This window comes from Novipirellula rosea (assembly GCF_039541335.1).
Taxonomy (GTDB): domain Bacteria; phylum Planctomycetota; class Planctomycetia; order Pirellulales; family Pirellulaceae; genus Novipirellula; species Novipirellula rosea.
The window spans coordinates 1-21,015 of sequence record NZ_BAABGA010000068.1; the positions used below are offsets into that span (position 1 = coordinate 1).

Genomic DNA, 21,015 nt, shown 5'->3' on the forward strand with positions numbered 1-21,015 from the left:
TAGCAGTTTTTCAATTCCAACTTTGCCCAGGTCTCCAAAACAGCACCTTTTTCATCAGTCCAGCCTTTGGCCCGAAGAACGTCTAAACGCGCAACATCAAAAAGCGTCAGCTTACCAGCGATCGATGGGGCGATCGAGAATCTCGCGGAGCAGGACGGCTTGCTGGATCCCTTCGGGGCTTTGCAACAATCGCAGCAAATCGGCCGCGACATTGCCGGTCATTTGCGGCCCCGGAGCAAATTGAGGGGTCGCGTGAGTGCCACTCTTTTTCACTTTGGCCATCGCTTTGGCGGCGACCGATTCCGCTTCTGCCGCCGCTCGTTTCGCTTCTTCGATCTTCCGCTGCCGCTCTTGCCAAGGACTCGGTTCGTCCTCGACCACTTCGGCAACAAAAATTTCCTCTTCCACCTCGCGTATCATTCGCTCGGTGCGATGGTTGCTGTACTGAGGCCGCTTACGCTGCTCGGGGACCGCGGGTTGAGCTGCGGCAGGACGGGCTGCTGGCGGTGGATTTTGGTTGCCCGCGTTCGCTTGACGACGCTGGGCAGCACGACGCAGAAAGTCTTCGAGATCACCAGCCATGATAGTTTCTTCGGTTTTGATTTACTCAGTGTCGCCACGTCCTCGTTTGCACGAGCGGGCAACCCCAATGGAACATCTGCTTACTCAGCAATTCTACCATCCCTGGTGACGTGTCAGTGCTGAAAAATGGGGGTTAGTTGTAGCAGTAGTCGTCAAGACTTTCGTTTTGTTTGCCACAGGATCCGAAACTCTTGACGAGTTTCGCTACCCTAAAATCAAGCTGTGACGAAACACTAGTCTTTACCATAATTCGTTTCGACCACGTGACGGCCTGTTCCCGCAATCGTCTTCCGCATTTCGGTATCCGCACTGACGTTCTGCAGTTTGTAGTAATCGAGGATGTGCAGGTTACCACTGCGGAACGCTTCGGCCATCGCTTCGGGCACCGAGGCTTGAGCCAAGACCAACGATGCGCGGCTCTCTTCGATTTTGGCCTGCATCTCTTGTTCTTCAGCGACCGCAGATGCTCGTTTACCTTCGGCACGGGCTCGCGCGACTTGCGTGTCGGCTTCGGCTTGATCCGCTTGCAATCGAGCTCCGATGTTGGCACCGACATCGATATCGGCGATGTCAATCGAAACGATTTCGAACGCGGTTTGCGAATCGAGTCGTTTGGCGAGTACCGCTTTACTGATCACGTCAGGATTCTCGAGCACCGCCTTGTGATTGGTCGCACTACCGATCGCACTGACGATCCCTTCTCCGACGCGAGCGATGATGGTTTCTTCGGTTGCACCGCCGATCAATTGCTGCAGGTTTGCACGCACGGTCACGCGAGCTTTTACTTTCAACTGGATGCCGTCTTTAGCGACCGCATCGAGCGACGGTTTGACCGATCCACGCGGCGGGCAATCGATGACCTTCGGATAAACACTGGTTTGCACCGATTCCAGAACATCACGGCCAGCCAAATCGATCGCCGTGGCTTCGCGAAAGGTCAGCGAGATCGTCTTTGCCTTCTTTGCCGCGATCAGAGCTCGGATGACCTGCTGGACATTACCACCGGCCAGGTAGTGAGCTTCGAGCGCCTCGCCGGTGATCTCAGGATCTTCGAGTCCTGCCTGAGTCGCCATAATCTTGCTGCGTACGATGCTGCGGGCATTGACCTTTCGGAACGTCATCCCCAACAGGTTGAAGATAGAGATGTTTGCACCGGTCAGTTGCGATTGAATCCACAAACCGAAATAGCTTGCGAACACAAACAACAACACCATCATCCCCGCGAACAGAACCAGCGCACCGATCAAAATCGGCACCGTCGCGTCAGGCAACTCTTGAGCAAGGAGGGCAAGTTTTAACATCGGGTGCAATTCCAAAGGGGAGGCGAGCTCAAGTCCAACGGGGAGGCAAACTCAGGCTAAAACACTTGCGGTGTCAAAGCGAATCGGTCAAGGAGGCATCTCTGCCCCCTAATGTCCCGCTCCGCGAGGCCAATGTCAACTATGGCAACCCCTTACCATGGCCGACAAACACGCTCTACCAATGCAGGATTAGTCGCCAATGACATGCTGGAAGCCTATCCCACAATTCCAGCCGGTATCGAACGGCTAAACATGCCGGTTTAATTCGGGCTCGAATCAAGATCCAGCGTATCAAAATCGAACGATTCAGGCGGGTTTTCGAGCGACGGTGGTGACACAGGCGGCTCCGATGTTTCTGGCGATACCGCCTTAGCTTGCTCGGCCGCCACACGCTCGGCTTCGCTGATCGGACGAACGTAAATCTTTCCCGCTTCCACCTTAGTCACAATGATCGATTGTCCCGCGTCGATCGGCATTCCTAAACTAACCGCATCCAATCGCACGTCGTCCACCTTGACCAAACCGCTGGGCAGCAGATGGGTTTTTGCAATCCCGATGTGCCCCACCAAATCGTCCAGCGGAGTGCCGTTAGCGAGCGTCCGCTTGGCGCGTCCTTCGTTCGTTTCCCCGGGTCGCCGATTCAAAATTCGGCGGCCAATTGGGGTGTGCGGCCAGACGCGGATTACGGCAACGAAGATCAACGGTGTCGTGATTGCGACGATGATCAACAATGTAAAACCGGCGGTCATGCTGTGAGCAAACGCCACCGCCAACGCCGAGACGATCGTCACCACCGCAGCGATCCCGACCAATCCGCCCGTCGGAATCATAAACTCCAAAACCAGCAGAATGTAAAACAGCAAAAGCAGGCCGTACGCGTAGTAGAGCGGCATTAACTTTCTACCGCCTCGACCACGATCCGCGTTCCATGGATCTCGAACACTCGCACCGGATCCCCCGATGCAATCGGAGTCCCATCACTGACCACCTGTACGATCTGGTCACCAAATCGTGCCTTGCCCGCGGGACGTAGCGGGGTGGTAGCGGTTCCCACTTGGCCTTGTAAATGAGTGTAATCGGCAAGTTTTTCGGCTTCGTTGACCGCGGCGGTATCAGGCGGTTCCATCGTCAAACTGCCCAACAGCGGCACGTGTGGCATCAACATTCGAAACGCAATAAAGCCACCGATCAATCCGAACCCGGCAAACAATGCCGTCCAGATGCTTTGCGTTAACACTTGCAACTGATAAACATTTCGCGGCACGATAAACGTCTGGCTCATCAACACAATCCCAAGCACGGTCAAACCGATCCCGCCAATCCCAAACACGCCAAACCCCGGCACCACGAACACTTCGATCGCAATACAGATCAAGCCGAGTGAAAACGCTAACAGCTCGAGCCATTCGGCGGTCCCGGCCAAAAATTTGATCCAAAAATACATTGCGAAACAGACCACGGCGATAAACCCTGGAATTCCCAAACCGGGTGCATTCGCTTCGGTCGACAGCGCTGCAAAGCCGATGAATAACAATAGAAACGCCAATGCGTGACTACGGCCAAGCTTTTCAACGAACCGCACCATCTTGCGATCCGTAACCGGCGGCGGAGTCCCGCTCAGCCCAACGCGACGCGAAACATCATCAACCGACGATGACTCGCCATCGGCTAATCCCAACGCGATCGCTTGAGCGGACGTCAAACCCGCAGCCAATTCGATCCGTTCACCTCGTTGCCATCGATCGCGTTCCGCTTCCACGTCGGCCGCACCTTCGATCAAGTCCGATTCGGTGGCGTAACGAATCCGCCCCGTCTTTCGATTCGTGTAGCGATAGACCTCCAGATTCGGGTCCAACAATCCGCGGATCAATGCGGCCGGCCGCTTGGTGGCGCGTGCAATCTGCTCGATCAACTCATCATTGCGAATCACCATCGCTGCATCGATCGCCTCGGCCCCGGGACCACCAAGTTTGGCGTTGGGATTCATGTACAGCGGACGACACGCTATCGCAATCAGCGCCGCGTCACCGCGAGCTTCCCCTTGCACATAGCCGGCTACGGTCTGCAGCGGAGGATCTGGCTGAGCGAACCAAGCAGCCAGGGTCGCACTTTGACTTAAACTTCCTCCGGGCGAATCGATCGAGACCACCCATGTATTGATTTCGCCCGACTCGAGCGTCGCAGTTAAATTACTTTGCCATCGGCGTGACCGCCCCGAATTGATCGAGCCAACCATTTCCATCAACACACCGACCGGATCCCCGAGTGTCTGTTTGGCGTCGAGCGGATTGATCGCAGCTAAATCGAGCAACTCGGCGGCCTGGTCGTCGCGATTGACAATGCCGGATGCGATGCGTGCCGTTCGCAGTTGGTTGGCATCGATACGCAGTGGACTTTCGGCGGTGGACCAAATCGTTTCGCTGGTGATCTCGCCACTGGCACGCAATTGATTCAACGCTTCGCCCGCAGCAAACACCTCACTGCCGTCGACCTTGGTCACGCGAGCCAGTGCGATTCCGGGATCGGTTAAAGCAGTGACCACCTCGGGCGGAAACAAACCTCGCCGGGCCGCGATCGATCGATAGCTGACCTCGATCGTTTCATCCGAACTGGTCTCGTTTTTTGTTGCGTTGGCGATCACGCCTGACGTCGAAACGATCAGCAGGTCCGATGCCAAAATCGGCAACACTAAATGACCTTCGACCGTTCCCTGGACCCATGAAACCACTCGCACGCGGCGAAGATCGGGCCCCGTCATCGCTCGTGCTAATCGCAGCGCGTCCTCGAATCCGGTTTCGCCCAGCGACGCTTGGCTATCCTTGTCATCGCCAACCGCATAGCGAATCACGACGGTCACACGAGATTCATCGGTCGACGATTCTGCCAACCGATTCAGCTGAGCCAGAATCGATGCGGTGCCATCCGCCGTCAACGTGGCGGGCATGTCGAGCACGTACCCCACCTTGACCCGGTCCGCTTTGGACTGAGGAGCGTCCGCATTTGCATCGGCCGCTGGCACCGACGACGTTGCCAAAGCCAACACCCCCGCCAACAGAAAAGGCACGATGCCTCGCCCAAGGGCAACGCGAGCGGAAATCGGCTCGCCCCATCTGGTTGCATCTTTCATTGCTTCTTTTCCATAAATTGACGAAAGACCCCAAGGATGATATCGGTCTGCGATTTCCAGAATTTCCAAAGCTGCTTGTTTCAACACCACGTTTTTGATAGCAGCGTCTTTGCTAGCCGCGTCGCTCGAATCTATCTTCACTGCTAAAAATCTGCAAAATCTTCTCAGGTCAATTATAGGACCAAAGCCAACCAACGGGTAACCAATCCACCAACGTCGGAAGGACGAAATCCGAGGCTTCGCTGATTTCGGAAAGTCCCGCGTAAGAATTGTCGGTTTTACGCTAATTCCCAGACATCTGCTGGTACCGCTTGCGAAAAATCCGGCATAGGATGGACGTTTGCAAGCAGACACGTCGTCAAACGCGATGCAAGGTCACAGGCATTCGAATGAAACAGATCATCACCACGGTACGTCCCCATCTCGCCGAACAAGTGCTCGCGAGCCTGCGTCGTGCCCCGCTGGAAGCACTCAGCGTGATGGAAGTGAAGGGTTACGGCCGCCAAAAGAGCTATCTGAACGAATACAAAGAGACCGAATATTCCCAAGCGTTTGTCCCCAAAGTGGAAATCACACTGTGGGTCGATGATTCTCGCTGCGAGGAAATCCTGCAAAAGATCGTCTCGGTGACCCGGACGGGCCGAATCGGCGACGGAAAAATCCTGGTATTGCCTGTTTCCGAATACCTCTGACCAACCGATCACTCGGTGTGCCCTTGCTTGCCAAAGCCGATGTGACCCAGAGCCGAGGTGCCCCTGGGCCGAGGGAAGGGTGTGACAGTCGCAAGCCCCGACAGCTGCAAATCGCACGAAACTACCTTGACGTGGCACCCCCGGATTCTTTACTAATCGCTCCCCACCGTTTTCGCTAGCGCGGTCGGCTGAATCCTTTCACTGGCCTGATCGCAATCCCCCCCTTTCCACAGGATCGCAGATGTTCCGAATGTTGATGATCGGAGTTGCTTTGACATTGCTTCCCACCGTTGTTTCGGCGGCACCGCCGCAGCACGCAGCGGCAACGATGGCGCCCGCGAACGAGGTCGTGCGTTATCAATTGAAGGATTGGAAGGCGAAGCACATCCACGATACGAAAAAAGCCGACACGATCGCCAAAACGCTGAAAAAACTCGGTTGCGAAGTGAAAACCGATCAACACAACGGGCATTTGGACGTCAAATACCGCTGTCCCGAATGGCACGAATTGAAGCTTGATTCGCACGACGACGCTCATAAGTGGGAAAAATGGCTCAAAGAATTCCACTTCACCACCGAACACAAACACTGAGAGAGTCGATTGAGTTCCCCTATTACCACGGCGCGTATGGCGATCGAAGCGGCGAGTTTCGCCAGCCAAATGGTCGGCGAACTGGCCAGCGGCGTATCGAAGGCGGTCGGGTTCGACGAAGTGCTGCAGAGCGGCTCGGCGGAAAATGAGCCCGTCAGCGAATCGAAATTGCGTTCGATGATCGATCAGGTCGCCGGTGCGATCCGCTCGAGACTCGAAGCCGCTGGGATCGGCGTGAACCCACCGGTCGAAGTCGCTGTCAGTGATCCTGGGCAAACAGGCGGAAACAGTTTGACCGTCTCTTCCCCCCACAATCGAGCGGCAGAGATCGAGTCAATTTTGATGTCCGAACCTAAAATCGTCGACCAACTGCAGCGAATTCGCACCGCGTCGAGCATCGACCGGATCGTGGTTTCGGACCGCAGTTGAGGCAACTGGGTAAAATTGGATAGGAATTGAAATAGCGGCATTAGCTACACTTGACGCAGACGGCGATCAAAGCGAATATACCGCTTAGCGATCAAAATCGCAGAGCCGGAGGATAAGCGAATGGCTAGCAGGCTGATTCGAAATCAGTTGCCCGGAAACGGGTTGCGGGTTCGAGTCCCGTGTCCTCCGCTTTAGAGCCACTTGCCGCCAGCCGGTAAGTGGCTCTTTTTATTGCTACTCGCGTCTTTTTTCGGGCGGTCAATTTTGTCTCGAAAATGCGATGTTCCGATAAATGTTCCGATAAGAAGCCTGTCAGGGACCCCAATGTTCCGATAGGACCGGCAGGAGTGCTGCCAAATGGTCACGCGAACGCGTCATCAGTGAAAACCCGACACAGCCGGGGATACTGCCCCCGGCAGCAGCACAAATTCGTCCTGGGTATCAGGTGCCACGAGTTAGCAAGCGCGACGAAAAAGCTAGAGCGTTTGCATCCTATTGAACATTGGCGAAGAGCACACACGGCCGTCGCCGCAGATGCCCGCCAACCCAAAAGGCCACCTTACGGTGGCCTATCGCATCGCCGTTTCACTCCGGTGCGGACCGTGGTTCACGAATCAAAGAGACCTGACCCATTTGATTCGAAATCGACCGGGCGGCTCACGCCGCTCCGCTGTAAAAACCAACTCGGTTGGGACCAAAGTAAATGGCATTGGGCGAACGTCGTCGGCTCATTCGTTGCCGGGCAAGGTGACCTGTCGGGTGAACGACTCGGTCGGCAGGCCTTCACTTTCCAGCAGTACGGTCACATTCTGCTTGCTGCCTCTCCGAAGCGATTCATCACAGACCAAACGGACCATTGACTTTTCGAAGGGTTTTAGTGCACGGACATATCTCGTAGCCAGCAGTCGCGATTCACCCTCGTTGCCGACAAGCACTTTGACCGTCGATCGCTTGGAAACTACCTCTCCGAAGTTCTGCACTTCGACATAGGCTTCGAGTCCGGCGCCGGTGAATTCAAAAACTGGTGAGAGCGAGGAAAGCAGTGGAACTTTGGAGTGCTTGCCTGGCAGCCGCGCCCAGCCGAACAACAGTTTGCCCGCACGCGTTTTGCCGAGCAGTTTGCCGGCGAAGTTGTCAGCGGTTATCCCACTGTCTTCACCGCCAAAGATCACAATCAAATCCTCGCCACCGTCTTCTGTTGTAATGAGCTTTGAGCCACGGCCGTAATTGACCTCTTCGGACGCTCCGAACCGCAACGAATCCAGATCAATGTCAGTGTGTGGGTCAAACCCTTTCTCCGCGTTGATCTTGACGCGAATTTCGTCTGTTTTCTCCGTGATCGGATCCGCGTCAAGGACTTCGATCAAGCGGGCAACCGTCAGCGGAATACAAATGTGCTTCGAATTGTGTTGGTCGTTCGGCAGGTCGGAGTGCTTATCGCTGTCGATCACGGCGAAATGAGCCTGCGTCGGGCGACCGTACTGATCTTGCAGCATGCGAATGCGTTCAAACTTGTACCAGTCGGATGACGTGCCATCTTCATAGCGTGCGAGGCCCGGGACATAAGCCTCGCCCGGTTCGGTCTTCCAATGAAAGCCGTCCAGCGAACGCAAGTAATAGGCGATGCGGCCCTTCCAGTCGTTAACGATGATGTGATACTGGACATCATCCTTCCACATCACCGGGTCCTCGAAGATACCAGCGACCTTCGGATACACCGATTCGGAACTGACCTCGCTCCAATCTTCCCCTCCGTTCTTGCTGGCCCAGATGTAGCCCCGCCGCGAGACAGCCAGGAAAGACCCGTCCGAGCGCGGCGCGAACGAGAAATTGACATAGTTCTTAAACGCGTAACGCTGGCGTTTGTCGAAGTTGTAGGTTCCCGCCTTCCAGAGACCGTCAAGACTTTTGGAACTGTAGAACCGCCCGTGGGTCGAGTAGATCATGTACTCGCCCGTCTTGATTCGATACAACTCTGGGTTGTGTCCTGATCCCACGGTGTCCCTGACCTTGTACGGGCCCAGCGGATGATCCGAAACGGCATGAACGATGATCGAATCAAAGTAACCGAAATGTCCGCGTGGGTCGTCTTCGGGCCACCGCGACGAGAAGAGATGATAGACACCCTAGAACATTTGAGACAAATGTTCTACGTAGTCCTGCAGATCATTGAAGTACCGAGCCTGGGGGCAGCGGAACATCGTTTGATTCTCGCCAATCGACTAACTCCTTGAGCAGCGACTGTGTTTGCTCTGGATTCGTTTCCGCGAGGTTCCGCTGCTCACGCGGATCGTTCGTCAGATCGTACATCTCCAGTTTTCCGTCAGCGAGAAACTGAATTAATTTGAGGTCGTTCTTGCGGATGACGGAACACGCGCCGTGCTTGTAGCAACTGGCCAGATGCCAGAATAGCGGGCGCGTCCGCAATGACTCGGGTTCACCTTGGAAGAGCCCCGTGATCGATTGTCCGTCGAGCACGCCGTCATACTTAATCCCTGCCACGTCCATAAACGTCGGAAACAAGTCCAGTCCGGTCACTGCGGTAGATGTTCGCCGGGCGTCGACTTTGCCAGGCCAGTTCACAAACGTAGGAACACGAATGCCACCTTCGTAGATGTATCCTTTCTTGCCACGCAATTGATCGTTGCGACCGACGTTCTGGCCGTTATCCGAGGTAAACACAATCAGCGTGTTATCGCGCAAACCGTTCTCGTCGAGGAACTTCACCAACCGGCCAACATTTTCGTCGAGCGATTCGATCATCGTGGCGTATTCCGCCTCCGTCCTTTTCAGTTTCCCTTTGCCGGTTCCTTGACCGGTAATCGGGTCACCGGACTTCTTGAGGTACTTCTCGACGAGTTTTTCGCTGCGTCCGCGAATGGGTCGATGCACGGTGTAGTAGTGCAGATTGATGAAGAACGGCCCTTCAGAGTGTTGATCGATGAACTCAATCGCTTCGTTGGTCAGCCGATCGGTCAGCCACTGGTCGTCGGGTTTGGGCTCGATGAATGGGTTACTGAACGGAGCGAAGTAACCACCGGTCTTGCTCTGGTAACCGCCGACCTCCAATGCTGGATCACCGCGGTACGTTCCGCCAACGTTTTTCAAATACCCACGGCCTTCGGGATAGTATTTCTGACAGTATTCTTTGTGGTACGACACCCAGCTAAAATCCCACGGATCGGGCTGTCGAAGTTTTTCTTTTAAAGGAAACTCCATCGCCAGTTCTTCTTTTGGATACGGTCCAACCAGGTGCCATTTCCCAATATGAATCGACTTGTATCCTGCATCTGCCAGCGGTTGGCTGTACATCGTGTGTTCTTCACCGACGGTCCAGCGAGAGAAGATGTTCTGCTGATCGTTACCCTTTTCAAGAACGGGAACGGTGTAAACCCCGGTCCGAAACGATTGCTTGCCGGTCGCTAGCGCCGTGCGTGATGGCGAGCAGGTCGGATACATGTAGGCGTTTTCGATGACCAACCCGCTGCCAGCGAGCGAGTCGATATTGGGCGTTTCGTAATACGTTGAGCCGTTGAAACCGACATCTGCATTGCCGAGGTCATCCACAAGAATAAAAACGATGTTCGGTTTCGACTGGCCCATCGCCGTTGTGGAGAAGAATAACGCCGACAAAAGTCCGCCGGCCATGACGCAAAGCGTACTGAATAATCTCATGGTATATCTGGTCATTGCGAGTTCGTTACCTGTTTCAAAGACGCGTCATTGTATTGGGAGATGCTTCCATGCAATGACAGGATTCTGAACGAACAGCAACCTGTTGTCGATCTTGAGATCCTCGAACGATGTCATGCCCGTTCGCTGATGGGGCGGGACTGGGATGTTGTCTTTTGTCTGGTTGCTGAGACCGTCCCATGACTGCGAATCGGCTCCAGGGCCGTGAGACCTGGGGGGATTCTGACGATTTTGGCGGTTTGGGAAATGTGCGTTGCCAATTTGCAACGGTTGTAGCGTCAAATAAACAGACCAGGAGAAATGGCGAATTTAGCCGTCACGCCGACAAGCAAAAGTGTGTTTTTTTCGGTGTTTCGACTACTTTTTTCTCAAGTCTTGCCTACTCTTGAAGGTGGAACCCAAACACTCGATTGTTTGCGGGGGTGTGCTAGTACCACGCCGCGGTCGCAATTGGTACAAAAAATGTACTATTGTGACGCCACTTATGAAGCAATCCAGCGACTTCGTCCTTCGAACGAAAATAATCATGAAACGACGACTCTTCTCAACGACTCTCCTGTTGGCGGCAACTTCGACCATGTCGGGCGCGAACGTGGAAGCTCAGGATGCGTGCTGTTTTGAACCGCAGTACCGGCTGCAATGTGAAACCGTCATGCAACCCGAAAGGGTCGAGCGGCTGCGGCTGACCTATGAAACCAGCTACGTCGAAGAAGAGGTCACCAGCTATCGCCCGGTACTGAAAACGCGGACCGAAGAACGTGAATACAAAGTCGCCAAGCCGGTTGTCGAAACCAATTATCGTGAAGAACGCTACACGCTTTGGAAGCCGGTGGTCGAGACCTCGTATCGCGATGAAACCGTAACCCAAACTCGCTACGTCACCGAAACGTCCGAGCGGGAAGAACAGTACACCACGTACAAGCCCGTCGTGGAAACAAGTTACCAACAACAACAGTACGCGGTACAGCGGCCAGTTACAGAAACTCAGTATTACGAACAACAGTACACGGTTCAGCGACCAGTCACCGAGACTCAGCTCCAGACTCAGCAGTACACCACGCTTCGCCCCGTCACGACGATGCAAACGCAAACTGTCGATGCCGGCGGTTATGTTGCCCAACAAGTCGTCACGCCAGGCCAGTTGCAATATGGAACGCAGTACATTCCAAACGCTTACGCGACCCCCGGCCCGCTAGGCATTTTTGCTCGCGTTCGTGGTGCCTATGCTGTCACGCCGATGATGACGCCACCGACGGTGCAAACGCAAATGGCGTATCGTCCGAACTACATCCAGCAACAAGTTGCCCAAACCAGCTACATGCCTCAGGTGCAACAAGTTCAGGTGCCGGTTCAGGTGCAACGCATGCAAACCGAAGTGATGACCCAGAAAGTGCCTGTGCAAACAACACGCATGCAGACCGAAATGGTGACACAAAACGTCCCCGTGCAAACCACGCGAATGGTCGCCACGACCGAAGTTCGCAAGATCCCCGTGGTGGTTCAGCGTCCAATCACGGAAACCACGACTCGCAAAGTCCCCGTCGAGCAGCAACGCTGGGTTGCCGAAGAACAAGTGCGAAAGGTGCCTGTCCAATCGACACGCATGGTTTATGAAACTCGTCGTGAACCGGTGCAAGTTCAGTACTACGAACAGGAAGCCTACACTCACAAAGTGCGTCGTCCCGTGACAGTGCAAAAGTATGTGCCGTATACCGAAACGCGAATGGTGCCGAAACAAGTGGTTCAGCGTGTTCCACTTTCGTACTACGACCCGTTTAGCCCCGCGATCGTCAGTGGCTATTCGTCATTTTCGGTGCCAAGCACAATCAGCAGTTCGCCGATCATCAGCACTCCGTCGGTAAGCTCGCCATCGGATTCGCAACCGACCGAAGCGCGTCGACCGGCGACCGAAGAATCTAGCGGACATTCGGTGCTGTCGCCTGCAAAAGAGGACAGCGAGATGGACGAGCCCAAAACTCGCTTAAAGAGCGTTGAAATTGGGCCACCAACCAATTCGCCCAGCGGCGGCGATGCGAGCGGTAATGAGTCGAGCGGCGATGCGGAATCCAGTTCCGATCCGGCGGTCGATCCTGAAGACGAAGAGTTGCTTCCGCCTCCTTCGCTGAACGCCAGCGAAGCTGGTTTCCGAATCAAGTGGAATCCCGTCTACGCTCGCGAAATCTAAATCGGCTATCCCATGCCGTCGCCGTCGCCGACTTAGTCGTCGGCCCTTCAGGCGGCTTGCAGCACGCCGTGATTGGTTTCTAACAGACCATCTTGCATGCGGTAGCACACATCCGCTTTCTCTGCGATCGCGTCATCGTGCGTGATCATCACGATCGTCAGATTGTCGTGCTGGTTCAATTCCACCAGCAAATTGAGGATCGATTCGCCCGTTTCAGTATCAAGATTCCCGGTTGGCTCATCGGCCAGTAACAGCGAGGGATCGGTCATCAACGCTCGAGCAATCGCCGCACGTTGCATCTCGCCGCCGCTCATTTCGGCCGGACGATGGGTGGCCCGGTGTGCGAGTCCCACGCGATCGAGCATCTCTTCGGCACGCGTGCGAATTTCTTTCCGGTTGCGGAAATAGCCCCACAAACTTTGGCTGATCATCATCGGTGCCAACACATTTTCGAGCGCGGTTAGCTCGGGCAACAAATGATAGAACTGAAAGATGATTCCAATGTCATGGTTGCGATACGCATCACGTTCGGCTCGCGGGGCGTTGTCGATTCGCTTGCCTTGGAAGTAGATCTCTCCGGCATCGGGGCGATCCAGGGTTGCTAACAGATGCATCAGCGTGCTTTTACCGCTGCCGGATCGTCCCACCAACGCGTTGATCTTGCCTGCCGTGATGTCGACGTCGACGCCGCGAAGCACGGGGACTTCGATCTTGTTTTTGTGGTAGCTCTTGTAGATGCCGCTAGCTTGAAGCACAAATTCAGCGTTCATGAGGGAGTCTTCTGAGGAGGGAGGGTCAAAAAAGGTGTCGGACACCTTTTTTTTCTTATTCGAAGCGTAACGCTTTGACGGGATGCATTCGGGCGGCTCGCAGTGCCGGCAAAACGCTGGCCAAGGCCGCGATCGTGACGGCACCCGCCATCACCCAGCACAACGTGAAGGGATGGATGATCGTGGGAATTTCGGTGAAGTAATAAACCGTCGGATCAAAGACTTCTTGGCCGGTGATCTTTTCAATCACGGCGGCAATCTCATTGATCTTGCTGACAAAGATCAATCCGCCGACCAACCCCGCACCGCTGCCGACAAACCCCAACAACAGCCCGTAGCTTAGGAAGATACTCATCACTCCTTTGCCCGATGCACCGAGTGCTTTCAGCGTTCCGATGTCTCGAGTTTTCTCGACCACAATCATAAAGAAGGTAGCCAAGATGCCGAATCCAGCGACGGCGATGATCAAGAATAACAGGATGTTCAAGATCGTTGTTTCCAATCGCACGGCGGCTAGCAGCGGTCCCTGCATGTCTTTCCACGTTTGGATGTTGTAGGCGAACATGTCTGCGGGGAAGCGGCGACGAAGATCGTCACGCACTTCATTCAGACTCGCCCCTTCGACGAGCTTTAATTGAATGGTCGTTACGCTGCGGGTGCCGGTTTGCGGGTCGATCATGCCACGAAAATTCTGCAGTTGATCGAGGCGACAAAACGCAAACGTGCTGTCGTATTCGCTCATGCCCGATTCGTACAAATCGACGACGGTGAATTTTTGGTTGACGACCTTGGTGTTTTCCGAGGCGTTGGGAAACATCATGCGAACATCGTCACCGGGACGACAGTAATAGTGGTCACGAACGACATCGTCGGCGTCCCGCATTTTGCTGCTGCAGGTCGAGATCCCCAGGATGATGCCGGGATATTGATTTTGGCTGGGATCGAAAACCTTCGGCGCTTCGCCACCGCTGTCTTCGAGCAGTTCGGGCGAAAAGAAGGGGGACATCGTCGGTCCGGCGTGATCAGCAGCAGCGGCCCCAGTGCTGGACGACGCAGTGCTGGACGACGCAGTGGACTGCGAGGTTGCCGGCGTGCTGTTGCTGGCCAACTGGGGTGTGGCCGCCTCAGTTTGTTTTGCTTTCAAAGCATCGATACGGTCTCGTTCGAACTGCAGCGCTTTCTCGTAGGCAGCTCGGGCGCGACGATAACGCCATCCGGACGCTGGGAAACCTTCGCGGTCGGGAGCAAAACCGTCTTCACGAAGATCGAAGCTGACACCGGTTTTGTTGTCCGGGTGCAGCAGGAATTGCCCAAATTGGCTGACGGTGTTGTAGGTTTCGGGGTCGAGGCCGACGAGATTGACGTGGCGGGCAATCTGTTGCCCGTTGAAATCGATCCCTAGCATGCTGGGGACATGCACGCTCACCGAGGCGCCGGCGATCTTGTCGCCACAGACCTTTTTGATCTCGCGCAAATGCCCCTCCGGATCGGGCATCCCGCCGCTGGTGTGGCATTCGATCAGGATGTCGGACGCCAGTCCGTGCAGCCGATCATGCATTTCAGCTGAAAATCCCGCCATCACACTATTGACCACGATCAATGTGGCGACGCCAAGCGTGACACTGATGATCGAAGCTAACGCGATATAGCGAGTCCGCAAGTAGCGAAAACAGAGCAACCAACGATACATAGCCGTTCCTTCGGCGGGGAATATACAGGCACCCTTCCTGAATCATCGCAGTCTAGAGCAACAGGGTGGTTAGCGTAAACGTCAATCGGAGGCAGTTTCACGCGACTTCCGTAATCAGGGGTGACCTCGCTATACTTTCGCCATGAAACAACGCAATGAATCGAATCGACGCAAGAAAAACGTCACTTCCAAACCCACACGCGGTGACACTGGAAAATCACGCACCTCGGGACGATCACGCTCTGAGCTGAAAAGTAACAAGGCGAACGCGACCAAGTTGCGGGTCATCGGCGGCGATATGCGGGGCCGCCACATCTATTATCACGGCGAAGCGTTCACCCGCCCGATGAAAGACAGCGTTCGTGAGAACCTGTTCAATATCCTCGGACGGGCGGTTCGAGGGGCCATCGCATTTGATTTGTTCGCAGGCACCGGGGCTCTGGCGATCGAATCGATCAGCCGCGGGGCGGTCGAAGCGGTGGCAATCGAGCAGTCCAATCGCGCCGCCGGACATATTCGCGAAACCGCCAAGGCACTCGGCATCGAATCGAAGCTGAAAGTTTTGGTCGGCGATGCGTTCCGCTGGAGCGAAACGCTGCTGGTCGCCCCCGAGGATCCGGACGATCCCAAAATTGGCGTTCCCTGGATCGTCTTTTTGTCGCCCCCCTACGTGATGTGGGAAGACGAGCTCGAGAAGCTCAATGCCGTGATCAACCAAGTGCTGCGTCAAGCACCGCCCGGCAGCGTGTTGGTCGCCGAGACCGAAGACACCTTTGACGCGACGCGATTGCCTCCGGGCGAGTGGGACATTCGTGTCTATGGGAATGTGCAGTTGGCGTTCATCGAGCCGGCCACCCAGTGTGGGCTAAGGTGCTAAGCGTTTTGCCGCAGCTAAAATTTGGGCTTCACCGTAGTGGACGAGGCAGCGAGTCCTTCGCCGTAATAGACGAGGCAAAAGGTCCTTCGCCCGAGGACGCCCCAAAGGACTCGTAGCCTCGTCCACTACCCCGGCAAATCTAGCTGTAGCATTGCTGCAATTGCGCATAAAAAAATGCTCGGCCTCCCCCCGAAGGCCGAGCATTTAACTTCTTAACGCTCCGATCATGATTGCGTCGCCCGAGTTACTGGCTTTGCTGGCGAACTGCTTGAACCGAAAACACCGGCTCCCGTTGGTTCAAGCAAGATCATCAAAGCCACTCGCGTGACGCAGGCGTGATTAAGACGATGCCAAGAAGTCCCGCTTTGAGAGTGCGGCGGTCAGCAAGCCAAAGTTAAAGTCTTCGGCCGATGTCGCCTTGTTAAGTCCCAGCGATGTAAACACATTGTCGACGTCATCGATCGTCGAGGTGGCGTTGGTCCCCGCTTGTTCGCCGCCGTCACGCAAATTCGATGGACGATCGATTCGCTGCAATCGGTAAGCCGATCCCGCCAACAAGTTTTCGAACGAGTATTGTCCCGTGGCATCCGTGGTGTCCGTCAAGTTGACGGCGTTGCCGAACGCGTCGGTTCCCGTCAATTGGATCTGAACCCCTGAGACCGGGGTTTCGCCAGCATCAAAGATCTTGTTGTTGTTCGCGTCGATGAACACGAACCCGTCCACTCGCGACGTCGCAGGATCAACGCCCGTGGTCACGGACGCTGAGTTATTGTTGGAGTTTGAATCACTGGTCGACGTGCTGACGCTGACGTTGTTGACCTGATCCGCGGTGACTCCCGAGTTCACGGTGGCATTGATGACGAAACTGAAACTTGCTCCGGAGGCTAGCGTGCCACCGGGAACGGTGACCACGCCATTGCTGGCGGACAACGTGGTGTTGTTAGGTCCCGTGCCGCTGACGAAGGTGACTCCCGCAGGCAGCGTGTCAATCGCTTGAACTGCGGTGGCCGGCGATGGGCCATTGTTGGTCACCGTGATCGTGTACTGAAGCGAATCACCAATTCGTGCATTCGTCTTGTCTACCGATTTGGTAACCACCAGATCGGCAACCGGAGTGACCGTGATCACCGCGTTGTCGCTATTGTTGGTGATGTCGTTTTCACCGTTGGCCGACAAATCAGGAACTTGCGCGGTGTTCACGATTTGGCCGCTGGCGGTGCCGCTGACCGTGAACGTCAGTGTCGCGGTCAAGGCGTTGCCAGTTCCCGCCAATACATTGACGGCGGGGAAGGTGATGTTTGAACCGGTTAACGTCGCGGCTTGACCATTCATCGTGCCGCTGACAAAGGTCAATCCGGTTGGCACCGCGTCGCTGAGCACGACTCCGTTGGCGACACTGGGGCCTTCGTTGGTCAACGTGACGGTGTAAGTCACGTTGCTGCCGGGTGCTGGTGTCGCGTTGTTCACCGTCTTATCGACGATGATGTCAAAATCGGGCTGAATCGTAACAGCGGCAGTGTCAGAGTTGTTGGTGATGTCGTTTTCACCCGCGGCGGCCATATCGGGCACACTTGCCGTGTTGGTGATTTGGCCCGTGGCACCCTCGTTCACGGTAAAGGTCAGCGTGGCGGTTTTGGCATTGGCGGTTCCACTATCGATTGAAACGCTGGGGAATGTCACAATGCCGTTGGACAGGGTTCCGGCCACACCATCAAGTGTTCCGCTAACGAACGTCAACCCGGTGGGGACGACATCGGTTAACACGACGTTGGTTGCCGAACTTGGGCCTTCGTTGGTCAACGTCACGGTGTAAACGACGGTGTCGTTAGGCTTGGGTGTTGCGTTATCGACCGTTTTATCGACGACGATGTCAAAATCGGGATCGATCGTCAACGTGGCGTCGTCCGAGTTGTTGGTGATGTCGGTCTCACCGTCACCGGACATATCCGGAACACTGGCGGTGTTGACGATTTGGCCAGTCGCGTCCGAGTTGACCGTGAAGGTCAGTGTTGCCGTAAGGGCATTCGCTGTTCCACTGTCGATCGAAACCGCAGGGAACGAGACGGTGCTTCCGTTCAGCGTGCCGGCTTGTCCGTTCAGCGTGCCGCTGACGAACGTTAATCCCGCGGGCACTGCGTCGCTAAGCACCACGTTGGTTGCGTTGCTCGGGCCATTGTTGGTCAACGTCACCGTATAGGTGACCGTGTCGTTGGGCTGAGCATTGGTGACATCGACGGTCTTGTCCACGACAATGTCGAATACCGGCATGACGGTGATCGAAGCGTCGTCGGAGTTGTTGGTGGTGTCGTTTTCACCGTCGGCCGACATGTCTGGGACACTTGCGGTGTTGTCGATCGTACCGCTGGCGTCCGAATCGACCGTAAAGGTCAACGTCGCGGTTACCGCGTTGGCAGCTCCGCTGACAATCGATACACCTGGGAAGGTGATGTTGCCACCGGAAACGGTTCCATTGGTTCCGTTCATCACTGCCGAAACCAGCGTCAAACCATCAGGAATCACATCGGTCAGCACCACGTTATCCGCGGTACTAGGACCGTCGTTGGTCAACGTAACGGTGTAAACGACCGTGTCGCCAGGCTGCACGGTTGTGACATCGGAGGTCTTGTCGACCACGATGTCAAAGTCCGGAGTCACTGTGATCACGGCGTCATCGGAGTTGTTCGTGATATCGTTTTCACCGTCGGCCGACATGTCCGGCACACTTGCGGTGTTGGTGATTTGGCCCGTGGTCAACGCATCGACGGTAAAGACCAAAGTCGCGGTTACTGCGTTAGCGGTACCTGCACCCACGGTGATCGCGGGGAAGGTCACGGTGGAACCGTTTAGCGTAGCCGCGTTACCGTTCATCGTACCGCTGACAAAGGTCAATCCGGTGGGAACGACATCGCTGAGCACGACACCATCGGCCGAACTCGGACCATCGTTAGTCAAGGTCACGGTGTAAGTCACCGTGTCGGTGGGCTGGACGTTTGCGTTGTCGACAGTTTTGTCAACGACGATATCAAAATCGGGGTCGACAATGACATCCGCATCGCTGCTGTTATTGCTGGTGTCGAAATCAAACTCGGCACCTGTAACCGTCGCGGTATTGGTGATGTTGGTTAAACCATCGACATCGACCGTGGTCACGATTTGGAAGCTTAGCTGTCCGCTGGCAGGGATCGTTCCCAAAATCACTTCAAGGTTCGCACCGTTAACGTTTTGAGACATTCCCGAAGGACCGTTCTGAGTCCGTACAAAGGTCAAACCGCTTGGAATGACGTCTTGGACGCGAACATCGGTCGCCGTCAGCGGTCCGTTGTTGCTGATGACAATATCAAACACCGCAGTGCTGCCCGCACTGACGTTCGACGGCGGAGCTCCCACGAGCGTCTTGCTGATCGCAAGATCGGTTTGCGGCACGACACCAAAATCGAGCGTCGAGTTCTTGTTCGCATCATCACCGTCATTGGTCGGTTCAGTCCCGCTGGCGAGCGTGATCACACCGCTTACGATGCCAACGCCTGCAACCCCGGTGCCGTTGTCATCCAGATCGACGTCGTCGTCGGGATCCGATGCCGGATCGTTCCCCGTGCTCGAAGCAAATCCGACCAAGGGGCCGCCCGCATCAAACATTGCTTGAGGGATCACGACGAAGTAGTTGCCTGGAACAACATCGTTGAACGAATAGACGCCGCTCGAGGTGGTCGTGGTTGCCACCGGGGTATCGGTCCCCGGGGTCTGGTTCTCTTGATACAAGTGGACCGTGATCGGATTGGTCACCAACGGTTCGCCGGTATCACGCGTGCCGTTGTTCTGGTCAGGGATCGCGCCGTTGTCGACGAAAATCTCGCCGCCAAGTGCGAGCGGCTGAATGTTCGCAAGATTGGTTACTTGAGGTGTGGGACGCAGTGCTTCGACGATCGAGACCCGAATGTCGTTGTCACCGGTCAAGTCGCTTATTGCTTCGATGGCACCGACGTTGCGGAAATCGGCTCCGGTTCCACCGGCCACGGTGAACGAATCAAAGCGAACAAAGGTTTCAAGGAAGTTGGTCGCATCGACGGGGACCGGAACCACGGTTTCTGAAAAATTGGTGGCATCGGTGTAGACGCGAATCGTCAGTTGTTCCCCCGCATCGGCAGCGCGAGTCCGTACAAACAATCCGGCCCCAGGATATTGGCGCTGTGTGCCGGTGGGATCCGTGGGATCGAGGGGCAATTCATCCGAAAGTGAAACGCCTCCCAGTCCAACTGCATCCAGGGCGATGGTGTTGTCGATACCGTCGTACTGCACCATCGCAGTGCCGACGCCGCCGCCACCCGAGGAAATCGTCAACGCGTCTTGTCCGGTGTCGACTTCGACTAAGATATTGCCCGATCCGCTGGACCGAATCGCTTGGATATCTCGGCTGCCCCCGATCGCTTCAGGAGCATTGGTTGAATCGGTGTTAGTCGGATTCGATGCATTGGCAAGCACCGAAACCGCCGTGGTCGCGAAGTCGTCGATCAACTGCGTGCGAACCCCGTCGTCATCCGTATCGCTGATCGTAATCAGAACCGGATCAGGAGCGGTTTGCCCAGGCACGGCGCTTTGAACGACGAAGTAATCCCCCGGCGAAAGGCCTTCGAAGCGAAATTCGCCTGGAACCTTGACCGGTTGGCCGACACCGGCGGGCGTCGAGTTGTCGGTGGTGTCGGTCAATACCAGCGGGTCCGCATTCGCGCCCGTGGTCACAAGCGTGCCGGTGTTGCCCGAACCACTATCACGGAACAACTGGACCTGGACGTCTTCAAGTCGCACTTCGCCGGCATCCAATTGGCCATTGCCGTCCGCGTCGGTATACGCAATCCCGCTGATCGCCCCTAAGTCCGATGCCATCAATTCACGACGAGTCAAATGCTCCATCAACAGACGGCGATTCGATTTTTTGCGGCTGACGTTGTTTGATTTGCGACCGAGACGGTTGATTAGTCGTTGAAAGACCATCATCGTTGTCCTGTTGGGGGCGAAACGCCGTAGGCGTCATCCCGACGTCAAACGTCGGTCGGACGGTGCCTCGGCATCGAACGGTTGA

15 protein-coding genes and 1 tRNA gene are annotated in these 21,015 nt (G+C 55.6%); 7 read left to right on the plus strand and 9 right to left on the minus strand.

Annotation, left to right across the window (positions count from 1 at the left end; genetic code table 11):
• Positions 1-111 precede the first annotated feature (111 nt).
• Complete coding sequence (locus ABD971_RS25065) at positions 112-582, minus strand: hypothetical protein (protein WP_339943247.1); 471 nt, start codon at positions 580-582, stop codon at positions 112-114.
• A gap of 233 nt (positions 583-815) precedes the next feature.
• On the minus strand, positions 816-1,883 hold the full coding sequence (gene floA, locus ABD971_RS25070) for a flotillin-like protein FloA (RefSeq protein WP_339943246.1): 1,068 nt from the start codon (positions 1,881-1,883) through the stop codon (positions 816-818).
• A gap of 141 nt (positions 1,884-2,024) precedes the next feature.
• On the opposite strand from floA, the gene ABD971_RS25075 reads away from it, so the two are divergent.
• Positions 2,025-2,147: a hypothetical protein gene (locus tag ABD971_RS25075; protein WP_345326638.1), complete on the plus strand. Its 123-nt coding sequence runs from the start codon at positions 2,025-2,027 to the stop codon at positions 2,145-2,147.
• On the opposite strand, the gene ABD971_RS25080 is transcribed toward ABD971_RS25075, so the two are convergent.
• Both ABD971_RS25080 and ABD971_RS25085 read right to left on the minus strand, forming a co-directional pair.
• The gene (locus tag ABD971_RS25080) at positions 2,144-2,776 is read right to left on the minus strand and encodes an NfeD family protein (RefSeq protein ID WP_345326639.1); all 633 of its coding nucleotides are present in this window, start codon (positions 2,774-2,776) and stop codon (positions 2,144-2,146) included. The two genes, ABD971_RS25075 and ABD971_RS25080, sit on opposite strands and share 4 nt — an antisense overlap.
• The gene (locus ABD971_RS25085; protein WP_339943243.1) at positions 2,776-5,010 is read right to left on the minus strand and encodes an NfeD family protein; all 2,235 of its coding nucleotides are present in this window, start codon (positions 5,008-5,010) and stop codon (positions 2,776-2,778) included. Before ABD971_RS25085 ends, ABD971_RS25080 begins: the two co-directional genes overlap by 1 nt.
• 389 nt (positions 5,011-5,399) lie before the next feature.
• Between ABD971_RS25085 and ABD971_RS25090 the strand changes: the two genes are divergently transcribed.
• The 4 genes from ABD971_RS25090 to ABD971_RS25105 all read left to right on the plus strand — a co-directional run bounded on the left by ABD971_RS25090 (position 5,400) and on the right by ABD971_RS25105 (position 6,912).
• Complete coding sequence (locus tag ABD971_RS25090; protein ID WP_008707122.1) at positions 5,400-5,702, plus strand: P-II family nitrogen regulator; 303 nt, start codon at positions 5,400-5,402, stop codon at positions 5,700-5,702.
• 241 nt (positions 5,703-5,943) lie between these two features.
• On the plus strand, positions 5,944-6,294 hold the full coding sequence (locus tag ABD971_RS25095; protein ID WP_339943238.1) for a hypothetical protein: 351 nt from the start codon (positions 5,944-5,946) through the stop codon (positions 6,292-6,294).
• A gap of 9 nt (positions 6,295-6,303) precedes the next feature.
• Complete coding sequence (locus ABD971_RS25100; protein WP_339943236.1) at positions 6,304-6,723, plus strand: hypothetical protein; 420 nt, start codon at positions 6,304-6,306, stop codon at positions 6,721-6,723.
• A 107-nt stretch (positions 6,724-6,830) separates the two neighbouring features.
• Positions 6,831-6,912: transfer RNA gene (locus ABD971_RS25105), tRNA-Ser, on the plus strand.
• A 539-nt stretch (positions 6,913-7,451) separates the two neighbouring features.
• Here the strand turns inward: ABD971_RS25105 and ABD971_RS25110 are convergent.
• Positions 7,452-8,720: a glycoside hydrolase family protein gene (locus tag ABD971_RS25110; protein WP_345326640.1), complete on the minus strand. Its 1,269-nt coding sequence runs from the start codon at positions 8,718-8,720 to the stop codon at positions 7,452-7,454.
• A 169-nt stretch (positions 8,721-8,889) separates the two neighbouring features.
• The gene (locus tag ABD971_RS25115; RefSeq protein ID WP_345326641.1) at positions 8,890-10,398 is read right to left on the minus strand and encodes a sulfatase; all 1,509 of its coding nucleotides are present in this window, start codon (positions 10,396-10,398) and stop codon (positions 8,890-8,892) included.
• A gap of 544 nt (positions 10,399-10,942) precedes the next feature.
• On the opposite strand from ABD971_RS25115, the gene ABD971_RS25120 reads away from it, so the two are divergent.
• Positions 10,943-12,601: a hypothetical protein gene (locus ABD971_RS25120; protein ID WP_345326642.1), complete on the plus strand. Its 1,659-nt coding sequence runs from the start codon at positions 10,943-10,945 to the stop codon at positions 12,599-12,601.
• A 47-nt stretch (positions 12,602-12,648) separates the two neighbouring features.
• Here ABD971_RS25120 and ABD971_RS25125 read toward each other — a convergent pair whose 3' ends face one another.
• Both ABD971_RS25125 and ABD971_RS25130 read right to left on the minus strand, forming a co-directional pair.
• Entirely contained in the window at positions 12,649-13,371 is a 723-nt protein-coding gene (locus tag ABD971_RS25125) for an ABC transporter ATP-binding protein (RefSeq protein WP_345326643.1), read from the minus strand.
• Positions 13,372-13,426: 55 nt separating this feature from the next.
• Positions 13,427-15,061, minus strand: a complete 1,635-nt coding sequence (locus tag ABD971_RS25130; RefSeq protein WP_345326644.1) for an ABC transporter permease — start codon at positions 15,059-15,061, stop codon at positions 13,427-13,429.
• Between the two features lie 142 nt (positions 15,062-15,203).
• Between ABD971_RS25130 and ABD971_RS25135 the strand changes: the two genes are divergently transcribed.
• Complete coding sequence (locus tag ABD971_RS25135; RefSeq protein WP_345326645.1) at positions 15,204-15,938, plus strand: RsmD family RNA methyltransferase; 735 nt, start codon at positions 15,204-15,206, stop codon at positions 15,936-15,938.
• A 339-nt stretch (positions 15,939-16,277) separates the two neighbouring features.
• On the opposite strand, the gene ABD971_RS25140 is transcribed toward ABD971_RS25135, so the two are convergent.
• Entirely contained in the window at positions 16,278-20,927 is a 4,650-nt protein-coding gene (locus ABD971_RS25140) for a beta strand repeat-containing protein (protein WP_345326646.1), read from the minus strand.
• Positions 20,928-21,015: the final 88 nt, after the last annotated feature.

Bases quoted from the DNA above. Each gene is read 5' to 3' on its own strand.
- ABD971_RS25075 (WP_345326638.1), top strand. From the start codon at position 2,025: ATGGCAACCCCTTACCATGGCCGACAAACACGCTCTACCAATGCAGGA.
- ABD971_RS25135 (WP_345326645.1), top strand. From the start codon at position 15,204: ATGAAACAACGCAATGAATCGAATCGACGCAAGAAAAACGTCACTTCC.
- ABD971_RS25115 (WP_345326641.1), bottom strand. From the start codon at position 10,398: ATGAGATTATTCAGTACGCTTTGCGTCATGGCCGGCGGACTTTTGTCG.
- ABD971_RS25140 (WP_345326646.1), bottom strand. From the start codon at position 20,927: ATGGTCTTTCAACGACTAATCAACCGTCTCGGTCGCAAATCAAACAAC.
- ABD971_RS25125 (WP_345326643.1), bottom strand. From the start codon at position 13,371: ATGAACGCTGAATTTGTGCTTCAAGCTAGCGGCATCTACAAGAGCTAC.
- ABD971_RS25085 (WP_339943243.1), bottom strand. From the start codon at position 5,010: ATGAAAGATGCAACCAGATGGGGCGAGCCGATTTCCGCTCGCGTTGCC.
- ABD971_RS25120 (WP_345326642.1), top strand. From the start codon at position 10,943: ATGAAACGACGACTCTTCTCAACGACTCTCCTGTTGGCGGCAACTTCG.
- ABD971_RS25130 (WP_345326644.1), bottom strand. From the start codon at position 15,061: ATGTATCGTTGGTTGCTCTGTTTTCGCTACTTGCGGACTCGCTATATC.
- floA (WP_339943246.1), bottom strand. From the start codon at position 1,883: ATGTTAAAACTTGCCCTCCTTGCTCAAGAGTTGCCTGACGCGACGGTG.
- ABD971_RS25095 (WP_339943238.1), top strand. From the start codon at position 5,944: ATGTTCCGAATGTTGATGATCGGAGTTGCTTTGACATTGCTTCCCACC.
- ABD971_RS25065 (WP_339943247.1), bottom strand. From the start codon at position 582: ATGGCTGGTGATCTCGAAGACTTTCTGCGTCGTGCTGCCCAGCGTCGT.
- ABD971_RS25080 (WP_345326639.1), bottom strand. From the start codon at position 2,776: ATGCCGCTCTACTACGCGTACGGCCTGCTTTTGCTGTTTTACATTCTG.
- ABD971_RS25090 (WP_008707122.1), top strand. From the start codon at position 5,400: ATGAAACAGATCATCACCACGGTACGTCCCCATCTCGCCGAACAAGTG.